At 53.7% G+C, this 22,336-nt stretch carries 25 protein-coding genes; 19 read left to right on the top strand and 6 right to left on the bottom strand.

The window, feature by feature from the left end; genetic code table 11:
• On the bottom strand, positions 1-930 hold the full coding sequence (locus F605_RS0107890) for an NBR1-Ig-like domain-containing protein (protein ID WP_022865341.1): 930 nt from the start codon (positions 928-930) through the stop codon (positions 1-3).
• 345 nt (positions 931-1,275) lie between these two features.
• Here F605_RS0107890 and F605_RS0107885 point away from each other — a divergent pair, with 345 nt between their 5' ends.
• The 6 genes from F605_RS0107885 (at position 1,276) to F605_RS0107860 (ending at position 6,314) form a co-directional block, all read left to right on the top strand.
• Complete coding sequence (locus tag F605_RS0107885; RefSeq protein ID WP_022865340.1) at positions 1,276-1,812, top strand: sigma factor-like helix-turn-helix DNA-binding protein; 537 nt, start codon at positions 1,276-1,278, stop codon at positions 1,810-1,812.
• Between the two features lie 96 nt (positions 1,813-1,908).
• Positions 1,909-2,190 carry a hypothetical protein gene (locus F605_RS0107880; RefSeq protein ID WP_022865339.1) on the top strand — a complete coding sequence of 94 codons (282 nt, stop codon included), beginning with the start codon at positions 1,909-1,911 and terminating at the stop codon, positions 2,188-2,190.
• The gene (locus tag F605_RS0107875) at positions 2,190-2,588 is read left to right on the top strand and encodes a hypothetical protein (RefSeq protein ID WP_022865338.1); all 399 of its coding nucleotides are present in this window, start codon (positions 2,190-2,192) and stop codon (positions 2,586-2,588) included. The genes F605_RS0107880 and F605_RS0107875 overlap by 1 nt, the downstream gene beginning before the upstream one ends.
• Positions 2,588-3,724, top strand: a complete 1,137-nt coding sequence (locus tag F605_RS0107870; RefSeq protein ID WP_027723708.1) for a DUF2800 domain-containing protein — start codon at positions 2,588-2,590, stop codon at positions 3,722-3,724. The genes F605_RS0107875 and F605_RS0107870 overlap by 1 nt, the downstream gene beginning before the upstream one ends.
• A gap of 23 nt (positions 3,725-3,747) precedes the next feature.
• On the top strand, positions 3,748-4,320 hold the full coding sequence (locus F605_RS0107865) for a DUF2815 family protein (RefSeq protein WP_022865336.1): 573 nt from the start codon (positions 3,748-3,750) through the stop codon (positions 4,318-4,320).
• 71 nt (positions 4,321-4,391) lie between these two features.
• On the top strand, positions 4,392-6,314 hold the full coding sequence (locus F605_RS0107860) for a DNA polymerase (RefSeq protein WP_022865335.1): 1,923 nt from the start codon (positions 4,392-4,394) through the stop codon (positions 6,312-6,314).
• Here F605_RS0107860 and F605_RS0107855 read toward each other — a convergent pair.
• Complete coding sequence (locus F605_RS0107855) at positions 6,311-7,279, bottom strand: Abi family protein (RefSeq protein WP_022865334.1); 969 nt, start codon at positions 7,277-7,279, stop codon at positions 6,311-6,313. The two genes, F605_RS0107860 and F605_RS0107855, sit on opposite strands and share 4 nt — an antisense overlap.
• A 242-nt stretch (positions 7,280-7,521) precedes the next feature.
• Here F605_RS0107855 and F605_RS0107850 point away from each other — a divergent pair, with 242 nt between their 5' ends.
• From F605_RS0107850 to F605_RS0107810, 9 genes are all read left to right on the top strand, one after another.
• Complete coding sequence (locus F605_RS0107850) at positions 7,522-8,289, top strand: phage antirepressor (RefSeq protein ID WP_022865333.1); 768 nt, start codon at positions 7,522-7,524, stop codon at positions 8,287-8,289.
• Entirely contained in the window at positions 8,286-8,744 is a 459-nt protein-coding gene (locus F605_RS0107845) for a DUF7768 domain-containing protein (RefSeq protein ID WP_022865332.1), read from the top strand. Before F605_RS0107850 ends, F605_RS0107845 begins: the two co-directional genes overlap by 4 nt.
• Positions 8,737-10,980 (top strand): phage/plasmid primase, P4 family, encoded by a 2,244-nt coding sequence (locus F605_RS0107840; RefSeq protein WP_022865331.1) that lies wholly within the window; start codon positions 8,737-8,739, stop codon positions 10,978-10,980. The genes F605_RS0107845 and F605_RS0107840 overlap by 8 nt, the downstream gene beginning before the upstream one ends.
• Positions 10,981-11,094: 114 nt before the next feature.
• Entirely contained in the window at positions 11,095-11,397 is a 303-nt protein-coding gene (locus tag F605_RS0107835) for a VRR-NUC domain-containing protein (protein ID WP_022865330.1), read from the top strand.
• A complete protein-coding gene (locus F605_RS0107830; protein WP_022865329.1) occupies positions 11,378-12,736 on the top strand; it encodes a DEAD/DEAH box helicase in 1,359 nt (452 codons plus the stop codon). Before F605_RS0107835 ends, F605_RS0107830 begins: the two co-directional genes overlap by 20 nt.
• Positions 12,733-13,212, top strand: coding sequence for a hypothetical protein (locus F605_RS0107825; RefSeq protein WP_022865328.1), 480 nt, complete (start codon positions 12,733-12,735; stop codon positions 13,210-13,212). The genes F605_RS0107830 and F605_RS0107825 overlap by 4 nt, the downstream gene beginning before the upstream one ends.
• A gap of 131 nt (positions 13,213-13,343) precedes the next feature.
• Positions 13,344-13,721: an HNH endonuclease gene (locus F605_RS0107820; protein WP_022865327.1), complete on the top strand. Its 378-nt coding sequence runs from the start codon at positions 13,344-13,346 to the stop codon at positions 13,719-13,721.
• Between the two features lie 235 nt (positions 13,722-13,956).
• Positions 13,957-14,619 carry a hypothetical protein gene (locus F605_RS0107815; RefSeq protein WP_244865195.1) on the top strand — a complete coding sequence of 221 codons (663 nt, stop codon included), beginning with the start codon at positions 13,957-13,959 and terminating at the stop codon, positions 14,617-14,619.
• A 40-nt stretch (positions 14,620-14,659) separates the two neighbouring features.
• On the top strand, positions 14,660-15,220 hold the full coding sequence (locus tag F605_RS0107810; RefSeq protein WP_022865325.1) for a P27 family phage terminase small subunit: 561 nt from the start codon (positions 14,660-14,662) through the stop codon (positions 15,218-15,220).
• A 22-nt stretch (positions 15,221-15,242) separates the two neighbouring features.
• On the opposite strand, the gene F605_RS0107805 is transcribed toward F605_RS0107810, so the two are convergent.
• Positions 15,243-15,446, bottom strand: coding sequence for a hypothetical protein (locus F605_RS0107805; protein ID WP_244865194.1), 204 nt, complete (start codon positions 15,444-15,446; stop codon positions 15,243-15,245).
• A 113-nt stretch (positions 15,447-15,559) separates the two neighbouring features.
• Here F605_RS0107805 and metK point away from each other — a divergent pair, with 113 nt between their 5' ends.
• Genes metK through F605_RS10525 form a run of 4 tightly spaced genes read left to right on the top strand, consistent with a single transcriptional unit; the run spans position 15,560 to position 19,672 of the window.
• Positions 15,560-16,750 (top strand): methionine adenosyltransferase, encoded by a 1,191-nt coding sequence (metK, locus tag F605_RS0107800; RefSeq protein WP_022865323.1) that lies wholly within the window; start codon positions 15,560-15,562, stop codon positions 16,748-16,750.
• The gene (locus tag F605_RS0107795) at positions 16,722-17,978 is read left to right on the top strand and encodes a site-specific DNA-methyltransferase (RefSeq protein ID WP_022865322.1); all 1,257 of its coding nucleotides are present in this window, start codon (positions 16,722-16,724) and stop codon (positions 17,976-17,978) included. The genes metK and F605_RS0107795 overlap by 29 nt, the downstream gene beginning before the upstream one ends.
• A gap of 3 nt (positions 17,979-17,981) precedes the next feature.
• A complete protein-coding gene (locus F605_RS11125; RefSeq protein ID WP_210387862.1) occupies positions 17,982-19,193 on the top strand; it encodes a DNA cytosine methyltransferase in 1,212 nt (403 codons plus the stop codon).
• Complete coding sequence (locus F605_RS10525; RefSeq protein ID WP_231725828.1) at positions 19,100-19,672, top strand: hypothetical protein; 573 nt, start codon at positions 19,100-19,102, stop codon at positions 19,670-19,672. Before F605_RS11125 ends, F605_RS10525 begins: the two co-directional genes overlap by 94 nt.
• 9 nt (positions 19,673-19,681) lie before the next feature.
• Here F605_RS10525 and F605_RS0107780 read toward each other — a convergent pair whose 3' ends face one another.
• From F605_RS0107780 to F605_RS0107770, 3 genes are read right to left on the bottom strand one after another with little or no spacing between them, the layout of a single operon-like run.
• Positions 19,682-20,575: a metal ABC transporter permease gene (locus F605_RS0107780; RefSeq protein ID WP_004009096.1), complete on the bottom strand. Its 894-nt coding sequence runs from the start codon at positions 20,573-20,575 to the stop codon at positions 19,682-19,684.
• Positions 20,572-21,378 carry a metal ABC transporter ATP-binding protein gene (locus F605_RS0107775; RefSeq protein WP_022865321.1) on the bottom strand — a complete coding sequence of 269 codons (807 nt, stop codon included), beginning with the start codon at positions 21,376-21,378 and terminating at the stop codon, positions 20,572-20,574. Before F605_RS0107775 ends, F605_RS0107780 begins: the two co-directional genes overlap by 4 nt.
• Positions 21,375-22,313, bottom strand: coding sequence for a metal ABC transporter substrate-binding protein (locus F605_RS0107770; RefSeq protein WP_022865320.1), 939 nt, complete (start codon positions 22,311-22,313; stop codon positions 21,375-21,377). The genes F605_RS0107775 and F605_RS0107770 overlap by 4 nt, the downstream gene beginning before the upstream one ends.
• Positions 22,314-22,336: the final 23 nt, after the last annotated feature.

Below are 22,336 nucleotides of genomic sequence, written 5' to 3'. Positions count from 1 at the left end.
TCACGCTGCTCCTTCTGCCGCTACTTGCTGGAGGTTCGGATTGATTACATCAATAACGATATTGAAGGCAGATTTTTCATTTGGGAAGCAATTCACACCATTCGAATCAACCATGATCCAGTGGCTTGTGAATCTGCCTTCTTCTCCACGCGCCTTAATCACAGTCGACAGCTTGATAAATCTGTTTTGATCTAGATGTTCGATAGCAATTATCCGCTTGTCTGGTCGTAGTTGATATCGTTCGGGGTCTTCACAGCGCAACGCGCGCCCATCCCAGCTGACTTTGCCAGTGTTTTGAATAGTCCACGTATGCTCAATCTCGTTGTAAAACGGCAGTCGATACTCTTGCAGTGCCGGTGGCACTGATACCAGCACGCGATCTCCTTTGATGAGGGGCTGCGTAATGCCGGAGAAAGGCTTATCTGGAGTTTCGGTGTAATGCTCGTAGGCAGCAGTGATGACTGGAGCATCGTTGTCGGGATTGAAGAGAATCTCCTGGAGCTGTTCTGCTAGCGCCTGTGCGAGCACTTGAATATCTATTTCTTGCTCCTTTGGGAATCCATAAAGGAGACACGTGTCTGTGAACTTCGTTTGGCTTAAATTCCGCTGTTCTTCAAGGCTTCTTTGTAACCATGGAATGAGAGTCTGCCGGTTGATCGTGCCCTGAAAAGATTCACGTATCGGCTCGCTAAGAGTTCGTTCGCCTCTAAAGATTTTTGCTGCGTAGTCACGGTCAGTTTGGCTCTGAGCTTTGAGATATGTGGAGCCGGCTTTAGTAAGCACCGTGATGACGAACGTGCCCTGACCATGATGCTTTTTCTTGTCAAAAAGAGGGGCTACAAGTTCTGAAAACTGCACTGTCATCTGCCCTTTCCTTTTGTCCGTGTTTTTGTCTCTCTTGTCCGTCTTCTGCACTGTTTTTTCCGCCATGCTGTCCGTTTTTCCTTGCGTAGTTTCTAAGTGTGAGGCGGGCGGACTGACGATTGGTTGGCTTGAGTACCAGTTTAACCCACGTTATTCGACATTAGTCTGTTCAACTCGGCTTTGAAAACGAGTTTCCCGCACACATATATCTGTGAGGCCGGTGAGCGCCGGGGCCCAAATGGTGCTCGCTGGTTTCGCAACCGAAAAGAGTCAAATTTTCGGGAGGTCTGCAGGGACGCGAGCGCTGGGGCGATTCTTCGGAGTTGTCCTAGCTGTCTCGTTTGTTTTTGCAGACCGGTCGCATAACTGAATATCCCTGCGGATCTCCCCAGACAACTGAGGAGATTCGAGATGCGTATCAAGGTGCGCTACGAAAAGCAAAAGTTCGATGTCAAAAAGCCAGCAGAGTATGTGGAGGTTGAGGTGAGTGATGGCGAGGTGGTCTCGATGATTGAGGCTGATTATCGTCAACGCCGCGATATGGTACAAAGCCTTGAATTGGTGCAGCGGCGTTCTATTGAGGAGATTGTCCGGGAGGAGATTAATAAGCCGGAGTATAACCAGGCGAAACAGTGGGTACGCAATACGGATTCGTGTTGGCGTGCTCCTTTGGCTGGTGGCGGCAATATTTTTGATGAGCTGGTCGACCAGTATGGTCACATGAAAGCGTTCGATGATCCGTTTGATGACGTAGATACGCGGTTGACGGTTGAGAGTGCTTTGGCTGGCTTGGATGAGCGTGAGCGCTTCATCGTTATCCAGAATCGTTTGAATCAGGTGCCTTTGACTGCGGTGGCGGCTGAGCTTGGAATTACTCAGCCTCGTGCCTCGCAATTGTTGAAATCTGCGCGGGCGAAGATTGCCGCCGAAATTGGTCTCAAACTTTGATTTATATTTCGACCCCCTGGAAGCCCTCCTAGTGAAGGAACACAGCGTGAAGGCAGTGGGTCTCACTGGGAGGGTTCTTTCAGGAAGGAGCCGGTGATGAGCCGGAAACTACGTGTGAAGGTCAGTAAGCATTCTGACCCGGATGCTGTGGCATCGGTGGGTATGCGCCGCCTGTCAGGAAGGGTTTTGCGCAAGCTCACGGGTCAGAGTGGACGGTGTGCAGTGTTACTGCAGGGGCGGGATGTGCAATCCATTGAAATCATTGACAACGACCAGTCGAAGATATCAGGTAAGCGGCGTGGTTCGTTTGCGGATGAGGATTTCGAGTCGTTCATGAAGGCCGTATTTGGTCCTGATCAGGCAGATGAGGTGGCGTGATGACTCCAGCGAACCATGTAGCCAATATGCGTCAAATTTTCGTCAATCTTCGCCAAGATTTGAAAAGCCTGCAAGCCGAAATAGAAGCAACCGAGAACGACCTGCTGTATTGGATGGAATCAGGTATCGAAGCGGACTATATGCTCACGGGCGGGCCGGGTGAACCCGAAACCGTCGAGAATCAACAAGCAGAATCTGTCAGCGAACCTCAGCCGCAGGTCAAGCTGCTGCCACTGGAGGAAGTGCGCGGCGTGTTGGCGGATTATGCACGCTCGGGCTTAAACGATTTCATCAAAGCCAAGATTCGCTCGTTTGAGCATACGAAGCTTTCACAGTTGACGGTGGAGCAAGCCAACGCGGTGCTCGCTGCAGCTGAGGCTGAGGCTGGTGGTGCATGATGCCACCGCAAAAACACGCACTCTTGAGCGCCTCGTCGGCGCATCGTTGGTTGCACTGTCCCCCATCAGCGAAACTCACGGCTGGGGTGACAGAGGCTCCAAGTGAAGCTGCACTTCAAGGCACGGCGGCTCACGCGTTGGCAGAACATAAGCTGCGCCGAGCACTCAAGCAGCAATCTAAACGCCCCGTCTCCAAATACGAAGATGACGAGATGAATACCCACACCGACGATTACGTCTCCTACGTGCTCGAACAATACGAGCAAGCCAAACAGGTGACGTCTGGCGCGGTGATCTACATCGAACAACACTTGGATTTCTCCAACGTTGTGCCTGGTGGCTTCGGCACTGGCGACTGCCTCATCGTGGCTGATGGCACCTTGCACGTTATCGATTTGAAATATGGCTTGGGCGTGCTGGTAGAAGCTGAGTGGAACCCGCAAATGATGCTCTACGCGATCGGTGCACTTGCCTTGTTCGACGCTCTTTATGACATTGAGCAGGTGGCATTAACGGTTTTTCAGCCACGGCGCAAAAACGTATCCACCTGGACGATTAGCGTCACTGAGCTGAACAAGTGGGCCGAGCACACCCTCAAGCCTGCCGCCGAACTAGCAGCGAAAGGCGATGGCGAGTTCTGCGCCGGTACCTGGTGTCAGTTCTGCCGCATCGCCTCCACCTGCCGGGCAAGAGCTGAAGCGAACCTTGAGCTGGCTAAATTCGAGTTCGCACCGCCAGCCGAACTCAGCCCAGCTGAGGTGGCTGAGGTGTTGGCGCAAATACCAGGACTCACGCGGTGGGCGTCAGATGTGCAGGACTATGCCCTCAGTCAAGCCCTAAGCGGTGAGCGGTACGAGGGTTTCAAGTTGGTTGCTGGCCGCTCGATCCGCAAATACACAGATGAGACTGCGGTGGCTGAGGCTGCGAAAGCTGCAGGCTACCGCGATATCTATAAACGATCACTGCTCACTATTACCGCGATGGAAAAGCTCATGGGAAAGAAACAGTTCTCTGAGATTCTCGGGGATCTGGTGGTCAAGCCCGAGGGGAAACCCACCCTGGTTCCCGTCACTGACAAACGCCCCGAGCTGCAGATCAGCACGGCGGCTGACGATTTCACAAACATCGACAAATAACGAAAAGAAAGAAGGTAACGAAAATGTCGAACCGCGTGAACACCAAGAATAAGAAGAATAATCCGACCAAGGTTATTACCGGCGAAATACGTTTGAGCTACGCGAACGTGTGGGAAGCAAAATCTATTAACGGCGGCAAACCAAAGTTCTCAGTATCGCTTCTTATCCCTAAAGATGATGCTGCTACTATCGATGCGATTAATGCTGCTATCGAGGCAGCAATCACCGAGGGTATTGGGAAGTTCGGCGGGAAGATCCCGCCACGCGCATCACTGAAGCTGCCGCTACGTGATGGAGATGCTGAGCGTGACGATGACGCTTATGCCGGACATTATTTCGTGAATGCCAACAGTATTAATGCTCCGCAGATCGTGGATCAAGACGTAAACCCCATCCTCGACCGCTCCGAAGTCTATTCTGGCTGCTACGGGCGAGTTTCCATCAATTTCTACGCTTTCAACACCAACGGGAACCGTGGCGTGGCCTGCGGTCTTGGCAATATTCAAAAGACCCGTGATGGTGAGCCACTCGGCGGGCATGTGAGCGCATCCTCCGAGTTCGATACCTGGGATGCAGACGAGGACTTCCTCGCCTAAAGCAAACCAATCCACTCAAGGGGCGGAGTCAAGTCGGTTGGCTCCGCCCCACTCACTCGTTAAGGAACCTTATGCGCACGCTCAGTATCGACATCGAAACTTACTCGCCAATCAGCCTCGCCAAAGCCGGAGTTTACAAATACTGTAACCACCCTGACTTTCAGATTCTCCTTTTCTCCTACGCGATCGACAGTTGCACGGTGCGCACAGTGGATCTAGCATCTGGAGAGCAACTCCCAGCAAAGATTCTTAGAGCACTTGATGACCCTGCCGTGGTTAAGTGGGCTTACAACGCCGCTTTTGAACGCACCTGCCTCTCCGCCTATCTAGGAAGACGTCTTGACCCTGCTGGGTGGCGTTGCTCCATGGTGTGGGCGGCAACCCTTGGCCTGCCACTTTCTCTTAAAGATGTCGGCAAAGTGCTGAATCTCGATGCTCAAAAGATGGATGAAGGTAAAGATCTCATCAAGCACTTCTGCGTACCGGATGACAACAGCCAGCGGCGGCTCCCCAGCAGCGACCCGGCTGGCTGGAGGCTCTTTAAGAGCTACAACGCCCGCGATGTCCAAGTAGAAACAGCAATCCGACACAAGCTCGCCAACTTCCCAGTACCCGAGTACGTGTGGGAACAGTATGAAGTGGATCAGCGGATTAATGACCGCGGTATCCGTATCGACACCACACTGGCCGCAAACGCTATCACTATTGACGAAAAACACCGGGCGCAAGCACTCGCCCGTGCGCAAGAACTCACCGGTCTGGATAATCCTGCTTCGCCATTGCAGCTACAAGAATGGCTGAAACAGCATGGCTGCCCGATAGAGTCGATGGCTAAAGAATCAGTCGATGATGCCCTGGTATCTGCCAGTGGTGAGGTGAAAGAAGCTCTCGAACTGCGTCAGGAGTTATCGCGCTCGTCCGTGGCGAAATACCGGAAGATGATGGATGCCGCCTGCATCGACCAAAGGGCGCATGGTCTGCTCCAGTTTTATGGGGCTAACCGTACAGGGCGGTGGGCAGGACGTCTTGTGCAAGTACAAAACCTACCTCGGAACTATCTGCCCGACCTTACCCAAGCACGTGGCTTGGTGCGTGACAGTAACGGTGAGGCGCTCGATATGCTTTATCCTTCCGTGCCCGATACTCTCAGCCAGCTGATTCGCACCGCATTCATCCCCTCGGAAGCTCACCGGTTCATCGTCGCCGATTATTCAGCAATTGAGGCGCGAGTGCTGGCGTGGCTTGCTGGTGAGGAAACCACGCTCGCCGCGTTCAAGAACGGTGAGGATCTTTATTGCGCGACTGCGTCCGCGATGTTTGGTATGCCGGTGGAAAAGCACGGAGTCAACAGTGAGCTTCGGCAGAAAGGAAAAATCGCTGTTCTTGCTTGTGGCTACAACGGCTCTGTGGGTGCGCTCAAAGCTATGGGCGCTTTGAAGATGGGGCTAAGCGAGGACGAGTTACAGCCCATTGTGGACGCTTGGCGGCAAGCCAACCCTAATATTGTGCAGCTGTGGCACAAGGTCGACAATGCCGCTACCAGAGCAATTAGCACCAGCAGACCGGTCACGCTGCGCAACCTGGGTTTCGAGAAGAAATCCGGGATGCTCTTCATCACCTTGCCAAGCGGTCGGTGCTTGGCATATGTAAAGCCAGGTATTGGCGTGAACAGGTTCGGAGGCACCTCGATTACTTATTGGGGTCAGGGAGTGGCTCGGAAGTGGCAGAAACTAGAGACTTACGGTGGAAAACTGGTCGAGAACATCGTTCAAGCCACCGCCAGAGACCTCCTCGCCGAAGCCATCACCCGCATTGAGAATGCCGGTCACCAGATCGTGATGCATATTCACGACGAAGTCGTCATCGACGAACCCATCAATTCCGGCACCACCGCTGCTGACATATGCACCCTCATGAACGAGCTACCCCAATGGGCTGAGGGTTTACCGATTGATGCAGCCGGGTACGAATGCGGCTTCTATCAGAAGGATTAGTTGATACTCCAGAGCGGGTTCTGCTGCCAGTTTTCTGGAATACCGAGATGGCTCGGTGGTAGTGGCTCAAGAATTGGGTAACTAGCTATCACACTAGGAAGCAGAGCCGCGTCACCGATATTAAGCTTTATGAGCAAGTATTGGACAATTGTGAGCTGACCAAACAGACGGTTCATCACCGAAGCTACAGCATCCAATTCAGGATGTGCCCCAATCTTCGGTAGGCGCGGCTTGAGAGCATAAACCCTGTTAAACATACGCGCATGGTGAGCCGAATAGTTACGCAAAATATTGAGACTTTTCAGCCAGGAACCAAACTGTGCCCCGTTCAAACCCACCCGGCCAGCAATAGTCTCGCGCACCGGTATTGGCGCTAGCTGAAACAAGTATGACAGTGAGCCCCAGTCCATCACTTCTACCGCTGCCCAAATCGGCAACTGGCCACCATATTTCTGGTTATGGTGCATCACGAAATCTTCTCGTGACCCCGTTAATTCTTTACGATACCGCTTCAGCCACTGCTCATATTTCACTGACGGGCGCGGTTTTGGTTTCGTCTCATAAGCCACTGGACCGAGCAGCTCTGGATGCAGATGGGCAAGCGGATCAATACGACCAAGCTCGTGGCCAAGCATAGAACGCACCGAGAGTTCTATATGAGCGAGCGCACTAAACACTGCTTCCCGCAGCCGCCAATCAAAATCATAAACAGCATCAATATCAGCAAGATTCGTGCCAGGAATAAACACATCACGGCGCGCACCATCTGCCCCTATCTCACGCCACGAGTACCAATACCCGGAAAGCCGATAATAATTCACTCGTTCCAACAGATGCCGTGCCAACTGATCGGAATCAATCACCATCCCGCGAGAGCGTAACAAGTTGATCTGCTCGCCATGCGTCTTGAACGCCTTACCGCTCCCGGTAGCGCTCTGCACTTGTCGGCTCTGCTGCGGGCTCACGACGGCACCTCCCTCGAGCCTAGAAATGATGAGGACCGGCCCTGGACCCTCGCGGGCGGAACCGGTCTTGATGCATCAATCATAACCCATATCCCGTTAACAGCCAAGCAAATTTCTCGCCTGTCCCATCAGGTTTTACCTGCCTATTTTCAAAGTCACGTTTATATTTCGCTCTTCTCAAAGCCCTCCTTTTAGAGGGTCAGCTCATGGCTCTCACCTACAAACTATGGGAAGGAGAGCTAATGACCGGCTCCACACTACAAGTGTTCACCAACAGCCAATTCGGCCAAATCCGCACCATCACTAACGATGGAACCATCATGTTCTGCGGCCGTGACGTCGCGAGCGCGTTGGGATATACAAATCTGAATAAGGCAGTGCAAGATCATTGCAAGGGGGTTCCATTTCGTTACCCCCTTGAAACGTCAGGTGGGATTCAACAGATTCGTTTCATCACTGAAGGGGATGTTTATCGCCTGATTGTCTCAAGTCACCTGCCGGGCGCGGAACGTTTCGAGAAATGGGTGTTTGATGAGGTTCTGCCATCGATTCGTAGGACCGGTTTGTACGCGATTGATGAACTACTCAAAAACGATGAGCTGCTCGAACAAGCCCTCACACGTCTACGTGCCGAGCGTGTCAAGCGTCTTGCTGCTGAGCAGGCGTTGCTCGAGGCAGCACCGAAGCTCTCGTATTACGACATCGTGCTGCAGTCACCGTCGTTGATGCCGATTACTGCTATCGCTAAAGACTACGGGCTATCCGCGAAGAAACTTAACCGCCTGTTAGCTGATGAACATATCCAGTTCAAGCAGTCAGGCATCTGGTATCTGTACGCCGAGTATGCGAAATGCGGCTACACCCAATCCAAAACCCACCTGCTGGAAAGCGGCAAGACGGTGATGCACACGTATTGGACGCAGAAAGGCCGCCTGTTCATCTATGACCTGTTGAAAAACCGCTGCCACATCTTGCCGGTCATCGAACGACAAGCAGGTGAAACCAAATGAACACACTCCAAAAAGACCGACCACTAATCAGTGATCTAACACCGTGGCGTAACTCCAAAGGCTACGCAGACCCGACTGCATATAGGGCACTGCGGGCTCTGGAAATATCCGAATTCGGCCACCGTCCCTTGACCTATATCTGCTCACCTTACTCCGGGGACGTGCAGATGAATGTGGAGTTGGCAAGGAATCTCTCAGCTTATGCGGTGCGCTGTCGCCGTATCCCACTCGCACCCCACCTGCTGTTTCCACAGTTTATGGATGATACCGATCCGTGGGATCGCGACCTCGCCATGATCTTTAATCGCGTGCTGCTTTCTAAGTGCGAGGCGATGTGGGTATATACCCCGCGCGTCTCTCCAGGCATGAAAGCCGAAATTTCCTGGGCACACCAACTCGAACTACCCATCACCTACTTTGACCACAACTTCGCGGAGGTAGAACTACATGACTGACTTCATTTTGTGCACGACTAACCTGGTGAGCGCGCAACGCAACCTCAAATACCCGAATCACCGGCACATCACGAGCGCGGCTGATTTGAAAAACGCTGTGGCACGTGACCATGTGGCGGCCGAATATGAGGGCGATATCCGTTCCACCGACAAGTTCATGCAATCCACGTGTGTGGTGATGGACATCGATAACGACCATTCTAATTCACCGGCTGATTGGGGGACACCGGAATCGCTTGCTCTCATCTTTCCGGGCGTCGCTTTGGCGACCGCGACCTCGCGGAATCATTTGAAACCCAAGGGTGAAAAGACCGCCAGGCCGCGCTTCCACGCCTACTTCCCAATCAAGCCGGTAACTGACGCTGCAGTCTATACGGGGATCAAGAAGAAGCTGGCCTCCTACACCGGAATCTTTGACCGCAACGCTCTCGACGCTGCCAGATTTATTTACGGAAACCCCGCCGCCGAGGTCACCTGGGTAGACGGTTCCCTATCCATCACCGATTTCCTCGATGCTGACGCGTTCGCCGCACTCGAAATGGCTACTGGTGAGATTCGGGAAGGCGCACGCAATGCGACCATGAGCGCTTTCGCTGGGCGAGTGATTGTGCGTTTTGGCAATACCGAGCAAGCACGCCAGCTTTTCGAGACGAAAGCACAAACCTGCGTGCCACCCCTACCCGATGCCGAGCTGGAGGCAATCTGGGCCTCGGCATTGAAGTTTGGTGCAAAAGTCGCTGCAACACCAGGTTATATTCCACCAGAACGCTACGCCGAAATCCAAGGACTGCGTCCCACCGACTTCACCGATGTCGGTCAAGCCACCGTCCTGGCAGACGAATATGCACAAAAACTCGCATTCTCTGAGGCCACAGATTGGCTGGTATATAACGATTCGTTTTGGGAAGAAACCAGACCAGGCTCGCGCGCCATCGCCCAAGAACTCACCACGCGCCAGTTAGAGCAAGCCGCACAGCTGCTCGAGAAAGCCCGCGCGGCGTGTGATTCCACTGGGGTCACTCAGTTGCTGTCGGCAATGAGCCTGATCAAAGCTAAAAACCTATTCACTAACATGCAGTGGACCGCTTACGACCAGCTCACTAATGCTCAAGCCTACGAGAAATACGTGCTCAAACGGCGTGATTCTAAGGCGATTACGGCCTCGTTGAAAGAGGCAGCTCCGATGCTGCAAGTCACCCAAGCAGACCTTGACGCAGACCCCTTCGCTCTCAACGCCCCTGGTGGCACCATTGACCTCACCAGCGGGCAAATTCACGAGCACGACTATGGGGATTTCATCACCAAACAAACCACCACCGATCCCGCCACCAAAGGCATGGACACGTGGTTGGCGGCGCTCGAGGTGTTCTTCCAAGGCGACCAAGAACTAATCGACTATGTGCAGCGAATCGTGGGGATGACCGCGATCGGCAAAGTCTACGTCGAAGCCCTCATCATCGCCTACGGCGACGGCAGGAATGGCAAATCGACGTTTTGGAACACAATCGCTCGGGTGTTAGGCACATACGCGGGCAACATCTCCGCCGATGCTCTCACTGTGGGTGTGAAGCGGAATGTGAAGCCTGAGCTGGCAGAAGCCAAAGGCAAACGCCTCTTGATCGCGGCAGAGACCGAGGAAGGCATGAGGCTCTCCACCTCTATCGCCAAGCAAATGGCATCCACTGATCTGCTTTATGCAGAAAAGAAATATAAGGCGCCCTTCGCGTTCGCTCCTTCGCATACGCTCGTGCTGTATACGAATCACCTACCGCGCGTAGGTGCAATGGATGTTGGTATTTGGCGCAGGCTGATCGTGATCCCATTCGAGGCAAAAATCGAAGGCTCCTCGGACATCAAAAACTACGCCGAACACCTCTACCAAAACGCCGCTGGTGCCGTTCTGCAATGGATCGTTGATGGTGCCCGCAAAGTGATTGATGACGACTTTGTTTTGAAGCCACCACCTAAAGTTCGTCGAGCCCTGGAGGCCTACCGGTTTGAGAACGACTGGATGACACATTTCTTAGACGATAACTGCGAGATCGACCCGAGCTTCACACAGCCCTCGGGCGAGCTTTATAGCGTCTATCGCGCCTACGCGCTCAGCGTGGGCGAATACGCCAGATCCACGTCCGATTTCTATTCAGCCTTGGAACAACTCGGATTCCGCAGACGCCGCACAAAGAGCGCACGCTATGTGGACGGACTGCGCCTGAAGAGCGAATTCAACCTTTAGCCCCTAAGTGGTGACACTATCTGTCGGTCTATAACAGAACTTTTCTTAAGAGCAATAAAAACAAATATCTATATATAAAAAGTTATGTAAACGACTGGCAGAAAGCGTCACCACGTGAGCAGAAAGCAACACGTGATGAAAGAACAACATTTAGAACAAGCACTCGTAAAAACCGTTGAAGCTTTGGGCGGGGTCTGCTGGAAACTAGTCAGCCCCGGAACCGCCGGTGTACCTGACCGAATCGTGCTATTACCTGATGGGCATGTTGGCTTCGTGGAAGTCAAAGCACCCGGCGGAAAAGTCCGCGCAATCCAAAAACACAGACTAAGGCAGCTGAAGCACCTGGGCTTCACCGCACTCATCCTCAACAATCCTGACGACATTAAGAAGGTGTGCCATGCAATACAAGCCGCATAACTACCAACAACTAGCAACGGCTTTCATTGAAGAACACCCGGCTGCAGCGCTACTGCTCGAGATGGGACTTGGCAAGACCGTCATCACCCTGACAGCAATACAACACCTCCTCTTCGACTCCTTTGAAGCCCACCGAGTGCTGGTTATCGCGCCGCTGCGCGTAGCAAGGAATACGTGGCCTGCCGAGCAAGCAAAGTGGAGCCACTTACGCCAGCTACGTCTGGCAGTAGCTGTCGGCACCGAACGCCAACGCCGAGTCGCGCTCAATTCAGGCGCAGACATCACAGTGATGAACCGGGAGAACGTCGACTGGCTTATTACCCGTAGTGGCATCAAGTGGCAGTGGGATATGGTCATCATCGACGAGCTCTCCTCCTTCAAAAACCACCGCGCCAAACGCTTTACCGCGCTCATGAAGATCCGCCCACAAGTAAAGCGCATCGTCGGGCTTACCGGCACCCCAGCCAGCAATGGGTTGATGGACTTATGGGCGCAGTTCCGGCTGCTGGATTTGGGTGAGAGGCTCGGACGCTACATTTCCCGCTACCGCGATAAATGGTTCGTGCCCGATAAGCGCAGTGGAATGCAAGTATTCACCTACAAACCCAAACCTGGCGCTGAAGACGAAATCTACCGAGCAATCTCGGATATCACGCTGTCGATGCGAACCAGCGACTACCTCACCCTCCCACCACTGACTGTCACAACCACCGAGGTGACCATGAACGGCAGGGAGCGCAAGGTATATGACCGGTTAGCGGCAGAGATGGTGGTTGAGCTGGGTGATGCGGTGATTGACGCGGCCAATGCTGCCGTCCTGGCAGGTAAGCTCACCCAACTAGCGTCTGGTGCGATCTACACCGAAGCCGGCGACCCCATTGTGGTACACGGTCGCAAACTCGATGCCCTTGAAGACCTCATCGAAGCAGCGAATGGGAATCCCGTGCTTGTGGCGTATTGGTGGCAACACGACCTAGCACGCATCCGGCAGCGCTTCCCGCAAGCCAGACAGTTAAAAACTTCAGCAGATATTGAAGCTTGGAATGACGGTGAAATCCCACTCGGATTGATTCACCCAGCCAGCGCTGGGCATGGGCTTAACCTCCAACAAGGAGGCTCAATCCTCATCTGGTATTCCCTCACCTGGAGCCTTGAGCTCTACCAGCAAACCAACGCCCGCCTGTATCGGCAAGGCCAGACCAAGCCGGTGACTATTACGCATATTGCGACCAAAGATTCGATTGATCAACAGATTCTGAGTGCACTCGAATCGAAGAACATGACCCAGTCGGCGCTCATCGACGCGGTAGCGCAGACCTTGAAAGGAGAAACCAAATGAGCGTTACGCATCAAGAAACCGACATCACCTGGCGCTACGTTGACCGCCGCGCCGCTGCTATCAACGCGCTACGCGACTACGCCACTATGGAAACCATCATCGATAACACTCCCGATGACCTGAAAGCTATCGAATCCGACCTGCCCAGCCTGTCCTCCCCCGTCTTGGATGGTAGCCGCCGTGCGTTCAATCCCACCGCTGCCGAAGACAAAATCCTTAGACACCTGGAACGGATCGATAACCGCACCCGCAAATACCTGCAAGCCAAGGATTACATGGACTGGTTCAACCCCGCCTGGCAAGCGCTCACCGATGAGGAACGTGACGTGCTAGAAGTTTGCTTCCTTTCCGGGTACGAGTCCGCCACTGATGCGATTTATGAGGTGCAAGAGCGGCTAAACGTGGAACGCTCCACCGCCTACAACCGGCGCAAAACCGCCCTAGACCACCTCACCAGTCTCCTGTACGGACGCTAAGATGCTTGGACAAAACGCGGACGACATTCCCGTTTCGAGCCTGATATAGTGTAACTAGTTAGAAAAAGGTCAAAGCCCCGAGCGGAAAATATCCTCTCGGGGCTTTACCATCACCACAGGAGATAACGGGAATGCCAAGCAAACCCAAACACCCCTGCTCTCAGCCTGGCTGTCCCGAACTAACCCGCGAAAGGTTCTGCCAGCTCCACGCCAAGGAAGCGGACAAGAACTACCGTAAGTTTCAACGTGACCCGAGAATCAACAAGCGTTATGGTGCACGCTGGCGACGCATCCGTGCCGCATACATTTCCCAGCATCCTTTGTGCGAAGACTGCCTAGCACAAGGCAAGACGACACCGGTACAGGAAGTCCACCACATTCTTCCCCTCGAGCATGGCGGCAGCCATGACTTTGCTAACCTGCGCTCGCTTTGCAAACCGTGCCACTCCAGGCAGAGCGCGTTAGACGGTGACAGATGGAGGCAAGCCCTTCAGGTCTACACCTACTAGATTTTTTGAAAAACGCGACATAACCACTAAGCACTTCCCCACCCCAAAAATATCGACCTTCTTCCCACGCCAAGTTACGGGACCAGTCGAGGATTCGGTTAGGGGTTGGGGCCCTCGAATCTCTACAACTTCGGCGAAGGTCAGCGGGCGGGGCCAACCGTACGCAAAAAGACCGAATCAAACAGGGTATTAAAGGCCATGAATAATGAGGCGCCCGAAAGTAAAATGGGCACTGATGAACGAACCAAATTGGACTGACATGATGGCCGCCTGGAGCGGCCTCTTGACAACGCTACTAACCTTAGGGCTTCTTATTGCCGCACTATGGGCGGGGTGCACGGCGGTCCAAGCCATGCGCGCCTCTAAGGATGCGAGCGATGCTGCTCGAGAAGCAAATGAGCAAGCTCGACATGACAGCATTGAACAGACTAGACCGTATGTTTACGTTGAAGTTTTGCCTAGCTTGGCCGGTCCTAGATCGTTCGATCTCCGTATTACTAACGTCGGCCGCAGCGTTGCAAGGGATCTCCGGTTCGAATTCGATAACTGGCCGGATCCAGCTGACGACGTCGCTGAGAAGATCAAAGTGCTATTCGATACTCCTCGGACCCTTCCTCCCAATGCATCAATTCGTGCGTTCTGGCGTAGGAGTGGCACCTTCACTGACGGATTAAAAGAAGCTGGCATGCCAGAGACAGGGAAGATCAGAGTTCTCTACACGTCCGATGACGAGTCCGAACCACAATATGAAGATGAGTACGACGTACTCATCGCACAATCGGGATTTTGGCCGGTCCCGGAGGATGGGCCCGAGCCACAGAACCTCAAAGGCGGCGACCGAAAGTTTTACCTTATGGGCCAGGCAATCGCACGATCGATCGGAAACCTCAGTAGATAGTTCCCGATACGCCTGACCACTTTTCACGAAGGACGTACTTATGGCGAAGGACGGAACTAACCGAGGCGGCAGACGTGTCCGCTCAGGTGCGAAACCCGCCCCATTGAACGAGAAGCTCGCCAAGGGCGTAAGCGCGTCGCGTCTGGATGACCCCTACGATTTCGAGGGACTCGATATTGGTGACGGTGCTGTCCTTGCTGGTGAGGTGATGCCAAAGCCTTCTGAGTATCTGTCGGAGGTTCAGCGTGATGGCAAACCCTTGGGTGCTGATTTGGTGTATCGGGAGACGTGGCGCTGGCTTGACGAGCGCGGCTGCACGAAGTTTGTTTCTAAGCGTCTCATTGAGGCCTACGCCCAGGCTTTCGCCCGGTATGTGCAGTGCGAGCAGGCAATCTCCAAGTTCGGTTTGCTCGGCAAGCACCCGACCACGGGAGCTGCTATCGCTTCCCCGTTCGTTGCGATGAGCCAATCTTTTGGTAAGCAAGCAAACGTGTACTGGTATGAGATTTTTGAGATTGTGCGGGCGAACTGCACCACTGACTATTCGGGTGCGGCCCCGGGTGATGAGGTTATGGAGCAGTTGTTGAAAGCACGCTCGTAGATGCGTCCTAGTGTTTTTGAGCTTATTTGGGGCGTTTTCTTGCGGTCAAGCCTGCCCCTAGCGCGATTCCAACTCCTGTGCCAATAGTTATCGCTAAGGCATTATCGTCCATAATGAACCCAAAGATAATGCCGGTCATAATCCCGGCAATCATTCCATAGGCCACGGCTTTACCATTGCCGCCGGAAGGTTCTGGCGGATTAGGTTTACTCGTTTCGTCTTGCACGAATCCCAGTATCACACATGACTCGGGTTTTCCTCATTTTCTTCGCTCCCCACTCCTGGCTGATGGTGGGGAGTTTTTGTTTCTTTTGATTTTTCTACTGAAAGGGCATTCCTATGACTATGGTTCGCAGCGCTGAAGCAGTGTGTATCGGTCACCCCGATAAACTGTGCGATCTAATTGCTGATCAGATTCTCGACGAAATTCTCTACGCCGATCCCAACGCCCGCGTCGCGGTAGAGGTCATGGCTACTGGGCGACGTATTATTGTCACTGGTGAAATCAGCACTAATGCTCGTGTGGACTTGCGTGATTGCGTACGCACAGCCCTGACTGCAGCTGGCTATAAGCCGTGGAGATTTTTGGTATACGTATGGGTGAGGCGTCAATCTAACGATATTAACGACGGCGTGACCACATCTTTAGAGGCTCGCCATGGCGATGAGTCCGCTTATTGTCTTCAGGGTGCTGGTGATCAAGGCACGGTCTACGGCTATGCCTGCACTGATACTCCTGAGCGTTTACCATTGCCTCTTGTTTTAGCCCACGAGATTTGTAAGCGGCTAGATGACGCGCGCAAGCAAGGAACCATCACAGGGATCTTCTCAGATGGTAAAGCACAAGTTTCGGTGCGCTACAACGACGCAGGAAAACCGCAAGCCGTAGAGACGGTGGTGGTTTCCGTCCAGCACGATAAATCCAAGGATTTCGAGGTGTTGCGCCGTGAAATAACTTCGCTGATTGTTGGCCCAGCATGTCAGCCATATCTACCGGTAAGCCCGGACACGCTTGTGTTGATCAACCCGTCCGGGCGGTTCGTGGAAGGCGGCCCTAAAGCCGACACCGGACTCACCGGTAGGAAGTTGATGGTTGACACCTATGGCGGGCTGGCTTCTCATGGTGGTGGAGCTTTCTGTGGTAAAGATGCTTCTAAGGTTGACCGGTCGGGTGCTTATATGGCGCGGCTGATCGCCAAAACCGTGGTGGATGCGGATCTTGCATCCCAGTGCCAGGTGGCGATTAGTTACGCGATTGGCAAAGCCGACCCGGTTGCTTTCAGTGTGGACACGCTCGGCACCGGCCAATACACCGACCAGATTCTCACGGCTGCGGCTCGAGATGTGTTCAATCTTCGGCCAGCAGCAATCATCGACCAGTTTGGGCTGCGAGCACCCGGCTATGTGCGCTATTCGACGTATGGGCATTTCGGGGATTACACACGCAAGTGGGAAGACACCTGGACTACTAGCCGTGAGCTTGTCAAGGCGGTGAAAAACCATGCGCATCAAGCAAATAGCCATAAGTGATCTCACCCCAGCTGACTACAACCCCCGCAAAGACCTACAACCCGGGGACGCGGACTACGACAAACTCAAACGCTCGCTAAGTGAGTTTGGATATGTGGAGCCAGTCATCTGGAACAAAACCACCGGAAATATTGTAGGTGGGCATCAGCGCCTGAAAGTACTGGCTGATCTGGGCTATAAAACCGTGGACTGCGTGGTCGTCGAACTCGACGAAACCCGCGAAAAAGCGCTCAACGTTGCTCTAAACAAGATCAGTGGCGATTGGGATAATTCCAAACTCGCCCTACTCATAGCCGACCTGGATGCTTCCGATTTCGACGTTGAACTCACCGGTTTCGACGAATCCGAAATACAACAGTTAATAGGTTCTCTTGATAGCGACAGTATCGAAGACGATAACTTCGACCTGAACGCCGCCCTTGAAGCAGCAGCTTTCGTCGAAAAAGGCGATATCTGGAGGATTGGTAGGCATCGCCTGATGTGCGCGGACGCCACGAACCCGGCCGATGTCGAAACCTTGATGGATGGCAAACAGGCTAATCTGGTGGTCACAGACCCGCCTTACAACGTGGACTTCAAATCGAACAGCGGCCTGAAAATCGCAGGCGACAAACAAGACACAGACACCTTCTACCAGTTCCTACTAGCTGCATTCACCAACATGGCGGCATCCCTAGATAAGGGAGGGTCAGCCTATGTCTTCCACGCCGACACCGAAGGATTGAACTTCCGTCGCGCTTTTCAAGACGCTGGCTTCTACCTGTCGGGCTGTTGTATTTGGGTCAAAGACTCCCTCGTACTTGGCCGTTCCCCATACCAGTGGCAGCACGAACCAGTGCTGTATGGGTGGAAGAAAGACGGCTCTCACGCTTGGTATGCGAATCGCAAACAAACCACGGTGTGGAATTTCGCCAAGCCGAGGAAGAATTCCGATCACCCCACTTCCAAGCCACTAGACCTGTTGGCTTATCCGATTCGTAACTCCACCCAAACCAACGCAATCATCCTCGATACCTTTGCTGGGTCTGGTTCCACACTCATGGCTGCAGAAGCCACAGACCGCACTTGCTATTGCATGGAGCTGGATGAGAAATACGCTTCCGTGATTGTGCGCCGCTATGCCGAAGCAACCGGAGACGCAGCTGGGATCACCTGTACCCGTGGCGGCAAAGAATACGCCTACCTCGATTTGGTCAAAGAAGTCGAGCGCCCCAAGCAGAAAGGCTAACCCTTGACAAAAACTTTAAGGCTTGGCTCGCTTTTTGATGGCTCAGGTGGCTTCCCACTAGCGGCAACAAAGGTTGGTATCGAACCTGTGTGGGCAAGTGAGATTGAGCCCTTCCCGATCCTGGTCACCACCACGCGCCTTCCGCAAATGCAACACCTAGGCGACATCTGCGACATTGACGGCAGTCAGCTAGAGCCGGTGGATGTGGTCACGTTTGGCTCTCCTTGCCAAGACCTGTCGGTAGCAGGTAAAAGGGCAGGTTTAGCTGGCGAACGCTCGGGTCTATTCCACCAAGCCGTCAGAGTCATCAGAGAAATGAGAAAGGCAAGTCATGGTCTATATCCAAGATTCGCTGTTTGGGAAAACGTGCCCGGAGCCTTCTCAAGCAATAAAGGGGCAGACTTCCACAGCGTCCTGCAAAACCTCATCTCGGTTGTCGACGAAACGGCAGCGGCTGACCTACCTCGAGTACAAAAGTGGCATAAAGCTGGAGCGATCGTGGCAGACCAATGGAGTATTGCGTGGCGAGTATTGGACGCGCAATTTTTCGGAGTACCCCAACGACGCAAAAGAATCTACCTTATCTGCGATTTTGCAAGCGGGCGTGCCGGACAAATACTCTTTGAGCCCCAACGCGTGTTCCGGGATCTTGCGCCGGGCTGCAGTGAAAGGCAAAACCCTCCCACCAATCCTCGAGCAGGCACTCACGAGGCAAGCAAATCTTTAGATGTGTTCGCCTTGCGGATGCGGGCAGGTAAACCAGGCGGCGGTAAAGGCCCGCTCGTGCAAACAAACCTTTCGGGCACGCTCGGATGCAGTAACGACCAGAGTATTATTGAGCCGCTACTGTTTGACCATCATCCTCATGATGCCAGGGTGGGCGGACCATGCCAGATAGCACCAACCGTGACCGCTCGTTACGGCACTGACGGAGGCAATACTCCCATCATCGCTACCGCCTACGGTTTCAATGCGTTGCATGAGGAACGCGGCGCAGCAGTAGGCAGGTACGGTTATCCCACCGAGGTATCAAAGACGCTCGATACGTCTGGAGCTATTCTCAAATTATTAATACGAAAATCGGTTCCCTGGACACCTCTAAACTTGGCCCTGCCGCGCAGATGTCGATGCTGGAAGCCGGATTTTTCGCGTCGGCAGATCCGCAGGGCGACGGGCAGATTGATTGGCAGGTCTATGGTTCTGACGGTGCGATAGTGGGGGAGGGCAAGTGCCCCGCCCTGGCGGTACAAGCCTTGCACACTCAACTGCGCGCCGGACTTCGGCTGGACACTGACAGCGCTATGGCAGCTCTAAAATCTGGGAAAATCCCTGTCCTCATGCCCAATCGGACGTATTTTTTGGCAGACCGCGGGGAAACCTGTGCGTCCTGGCCCGGCTGCGCTGCCAAAACTTGGACCACCGGGGACGGCGTTACCCTCAATCTGAAAGCTCCGGGGACTCCGTTGACCTCCGACGCGACAAAAGCCGTGTTTACGGAGGGCAACGGGGGGCTGCTGAGTTACGGGGTGGTCGACGGGAAATTCCTTTGGGAAGGCGTCGCGCCGCCATTGAAAGGAGCTGCCACCACCGGGGATACGTTTGTCCTGGGGTCAGGGTTGGGTCAGTTGGCGCAGCTGGGTGACCTCAACAAGGGCAGTGCCAAGGCAGTGTTGCGCTACCTCGGCCTACCCTAGAGGGCTGCCTCAAGAAGCAACCTGTTGAGGTTCCGGGTCAGAGCCGGGGGCGGCAGACTGCGCGCCATGATAGCGCTGCAGACGCTGTTGACGAAGCAAATCCACCAGCCAAACAATCAGGAACAATACGCCTTCAAGCAGCACGACTGTGGCTCCTGACGCGGTATCGAACCAGTAGGAAATATAGGCTCCCAGCACGACACAGGATACGGAAAGCAAGGGAGCTATCCATAGCATAGCGTTGAACCGGTTTGTGAGCAGCCGGGCGGTTGCGCCAGGGGTAATCACCAGTGCCACGATGAGGATTGCGCCCACTGCTTGCATCGCCACCACGACTGTCAAAGACAGAGCTACCAGCAACAGAGTCGCCAACCAGCTTGTAGAGATGCCGATAGCGTGGGCGTGAGTCTTGTCGAAGGCATACAGCACCAAATCCCGTTTTTTGTATAACAACAGCACCAGAGCGAGTGGGCTCAATATCAAGACCTGCCACATATCGGCTCTGGTAATGCCGAGCATGTCGCCAAACAAAATGTGGTGCAAATCAATGTGACTGGGGAACAGACTGATTAAGACCAGACCGGAGGCAAACATTGTCGTGAATACCACCCCAATAGCCGTGTCTTCTTTGACCCGTCCGCGCCCCCGCACTGCGCCAATCAATCCCACCACCAGCAAAGCTGCCACGAGGGCGCCTATTGCGAAGGGCGTTCCCAAGAGGTAGGACACGACGATTCCGGGAAGAATTGCGTGGGACAGGGCGTCACCTAACAGTGACCAGCCAATCAAGACCAACCAGCAGGACAACACGGCACAAACCGCCGCCGCGACTCCGGTGACGATGATGCCCCGGAGCATAAACTGCTGCGTCCACATTTCGATGAAAGCTTCATAAAAATTCACTGTCCACCTCCTGACGCGGCGGGATTTAATCCAAACGCTTTCGCGAGGTTTTGCGGGTCTAAGGCGCCGGCGGGATCACCTTGATAAACTACGCGACGATACAGCAAAACCACTTCATCGCAGAGCTTTTCCAAAGAAGCCAAATCGTGGGTTGAAACCACCACCGTGGTGCCTTTTGCCGAGATTTTGCGCAGCAAATCGACGATATTGGTTTCGGAGTATTTGTCTACTCCGGCAAACGGTTCATCGAGGAGCAGGAGGGGCGCGCCTTGGGCAATCGCGCGGGCGATAAACACCCTTTTCTTTTGACCGCCGCTCAACGCCCCAATTTGGCGCTGTTGCAAATCTTGCAACTCCACCATTTCTAACGCGGCTTGCACCGCTGCCACGTCTGCAGATTTGGGACGACGGGTCGGTCCCATAAATCCATACCGTCCCATCATGACGACTTGGTTTACGTTAACCGGGAAGTCCCAATCGATTTCCTCATTTTGCGCAACATAACCAATCAGTCGCTGTTTGCGGGCTTGGTTCGCGTCAATTCCGGCAACTTTAATACTGCCCTTTTGATACGAAACGCTGTTGGTGATGGATTTGAACAGTGTTGATTTTCCCGAACCGTTCATCCCTACCAGACCACAAATTTGACCGCGCGACACGGTTAAACTGGCACCCTCCAGTGCCACATTAGCTCCGTAACGAACATGCAAATCTGAGACTTCTAATATAGGCGGGGCTAAATTTGAGCTGGACTCAGCTTCAGCCCCGCCTGGCTCTATGCGGTTGTCGAGAGCATCACTCATTTCTGAGTCAATCCTCGGGTAATCAAATCTGCGTCGTAGCGCAACAGATCCAGATAGGTCGGAACGTCTCCATCTGAGTCTGACAAGGAATCAACATACAATTCCCCACCGAATTTCGCACCTGTGGCTTCCACAACGGGTCGCATTTTGTCTCCCACGGTTGACTCGCAGAAAACTGCGGGAACGTGGTTTTGCTTCACGTAGTCTTCCACTTCCGCTACGCGAGAGGGAGTGAGGGCTCCTTCGGCATTTACGCCCCACAAGAATTTCTCGTTGAGGTTATAGTCGCGAGTCAGATACGAGAATGCTCCCTCACAGCTGACCAAAGTACGTTGTGACGGGTCGAGCTGAGAAAGCGTGGACGTGATGTCCTCGCCGACTTTTTCAATCTTGGCACCATACTGTTTGGCATTTTCCTGGTACTCGGAGCAGTTCTTTGCATCTAAATCGCAGAAGGCTTTTGCCATATTCTTCACGTAGAGGGCGCCGTTTTTCGGGCTCATCCAAGCGTGCGGATTGGGCTTACCCTTGTAGTCGCCTTCGGTAATCGGAATGGGCTCTACGCCCTGCGAAACATTGACCTTTTTGGCATCCAGATCGGCGGTAAACTTCGTGAACCAGCGTTCCAAATCCAGCCCGTTATTTAAAATCAGTTTCGCTTTCTGCGCCGACTTCAAGTCCGAGGGCGTGGGTTGGTAATCGTGGATTTCCGCCCCAGGTTTGGTGATAGAGCGGACTTCCAGATGGTCTCCGGCAACGTTTTGAGCCATGTCCTGCAACACGGTAAATGTGGTGAGGACCAGGGGTTTGCCTGGTGCGGCTGAATCCGAGCTGGAGCTGGGGGTCCCGCCGCACCCGCTGAGAGAGGCTCCCAGGCACAAAAGCGCGGCTACGGTCAAGGTTCCTTTAATTTGCTTGTTTTTAAATCTCTTCACGGGTATAGCCTAAGTTAGGCATA

Origin of the sequence: Varibaculum cambriense DSM 15806 (genome assembly GCF_000420065.1) — a bacterium.
GTDB classification, from domain to species: domain Bacteria; phylum Actinomycetota; class Actinomycetes; order Actinomycetales; family Actinomycetaceae; genus Varibaculum; species Varibaculum cambriense.
Note: the sequence above shows the minus strand (reverse complement) of the source record. Positions and strands in the feature narration are given on the sequence as shown.

What these genes read in the sequence shown, in the direction of transcription:
- F605_RS0107890 (WP_022865341.1), bottom strand. Translation starts at nt 930, where the DNA reads ATGGCGGAAAAAACAGTGCAGAAGACGGACAAGAGAGACAAAAACACG.
- F605_RS0107885 (WP_022865340.1), top strand. Translation starts at nt 1,276, where the DNA reads ATGCGTATCAAGGTGCGCTACGAAAAGCAAAAGTTCGATGTCAAAAAG.
- F605_RS0107880 (WP_022865339.1), top strand. Translation starts at nt 1,909, where the DNA reads ATGAGCCGGAAACTACGTGTGAAGGTCAGTAAGCATTCTGACCCGGAT.
- F605_RS0107875 (WP_022865338.1), top strand. Translation starts at nt 2,190, where the DNA reads ATGACTCCAGCGAACCATGTAGCCAATATGCGTCAAATTTTCGTCAAT.
- F605_RS0107870 (WP_027723708.1), top strand. Translation starts at nt 2,588, where the DNA reads ATGCCACCGCAAAAACACGCACTCTTGAGCGCCTCGTCGGCGCATCGT.
- F605_RS0107865 (WP_022865336.1), top strand. Translation starts at nt 3,748, where the DNA reads ATGTCGAACCGCGTGAACACCAAGAATAAGAAGAATAATCCGACCAAG.
- F605_RS0107860 (WP_022865335.1), top strand. Translation starts at nt 4,392, where the DNA reads ATGCGCACGCTCAGTATCGACATCGAAACTTACTCGCCAATCAGCCTC.
- F605_RS0107850 (WP_022865333.1), top strand. Translation starts at nt 7,522, where the DNA reads ATGACCGGCTCCACACTACAAGTGTTCACCAACAGCCAATTCGGCCAA.
- F605_RS0107845 (WP_022865332.1), top strand. Translation starts at nt 8,286, where the DNA reads ATGAACACACTCCAAAAAGACCGACCACTAATCAGTGATCTAACACCG.
- F605_RS0107840 (WP_022865331.1), top strand. Translation starts at nt 8,737, where the DNA reads ATGACTGACTTCATTTTGTGCACGACTAACCTGGTGAGCGCGCAACGC.
- F605_RS0107830 (WP_022865329.1), top strand. Translation starts at nt 11,378, where the DNA reads ATGCAATACAAGCCGCATAACTACCAACAACTAGCAACGGCTTTCATT.
- F605_RS0107825 (WP_022865328.1), top strand. Translation starts at nt 12,733, where the DNA reads ATGAGCGTTACGCATCAAGAAACCGACATCACCTGGCGCTACGTTGAC.
- F605_RS0107820 (WP_022865327.1), top strand. Translation starts at nt 13,344, where the DNA reads ATGCCAAGCAAACCCAAACACCCCTGCTCTCAGCCTGGCTGTCCCGAA.
- F605_RS0107815 (WP_244865195.1), top strand. Translation starts at nt 13,957, where the DNA reads ATGAACGAACCAAATTGGACTGACATGATGGCCGCCTGGAGCGGCCTC.
- F605_RS0107810 (WP_022865325.1), top strand. Translation starts at nt 14,660, where the DNA reads ATGGCGAAGGACGGAACTAACCGAGGCGGCAGACGTGTCCGCTCAGGT.
- metK (WP_022865323.1), top strand. Translation starts at nt 15,560, where the DNA reads ATGACTATGGTTCGCAGCGCTGAAGCAGTGTGTATCGGTCACCCCGAT.
- F605_RS0107795 (WP_022865322.1), top strand. Translation starts at nt 16,722, where the DNA reads ATGCGCATCAAGCAAATAGCCATAAGTGATCTCACCCCAGCTGACTAC.
- F605_RS10525 (WP_231725828.1), top strand. Translation starts at nt 19,100, where the DNA reads ATGTCGATGCTGGAAGCCGGATTTTTCGCGTCGGCAGATCCGCAGGGC.
- F605_RS0107775 (WP_022865321.1), bottom strand. Translation starts at nt 21,378, where the DNA reads ATGAGTGATGCTCTCGACAACCGCATAGAGCCAGGCGGGGCTGAAGCT.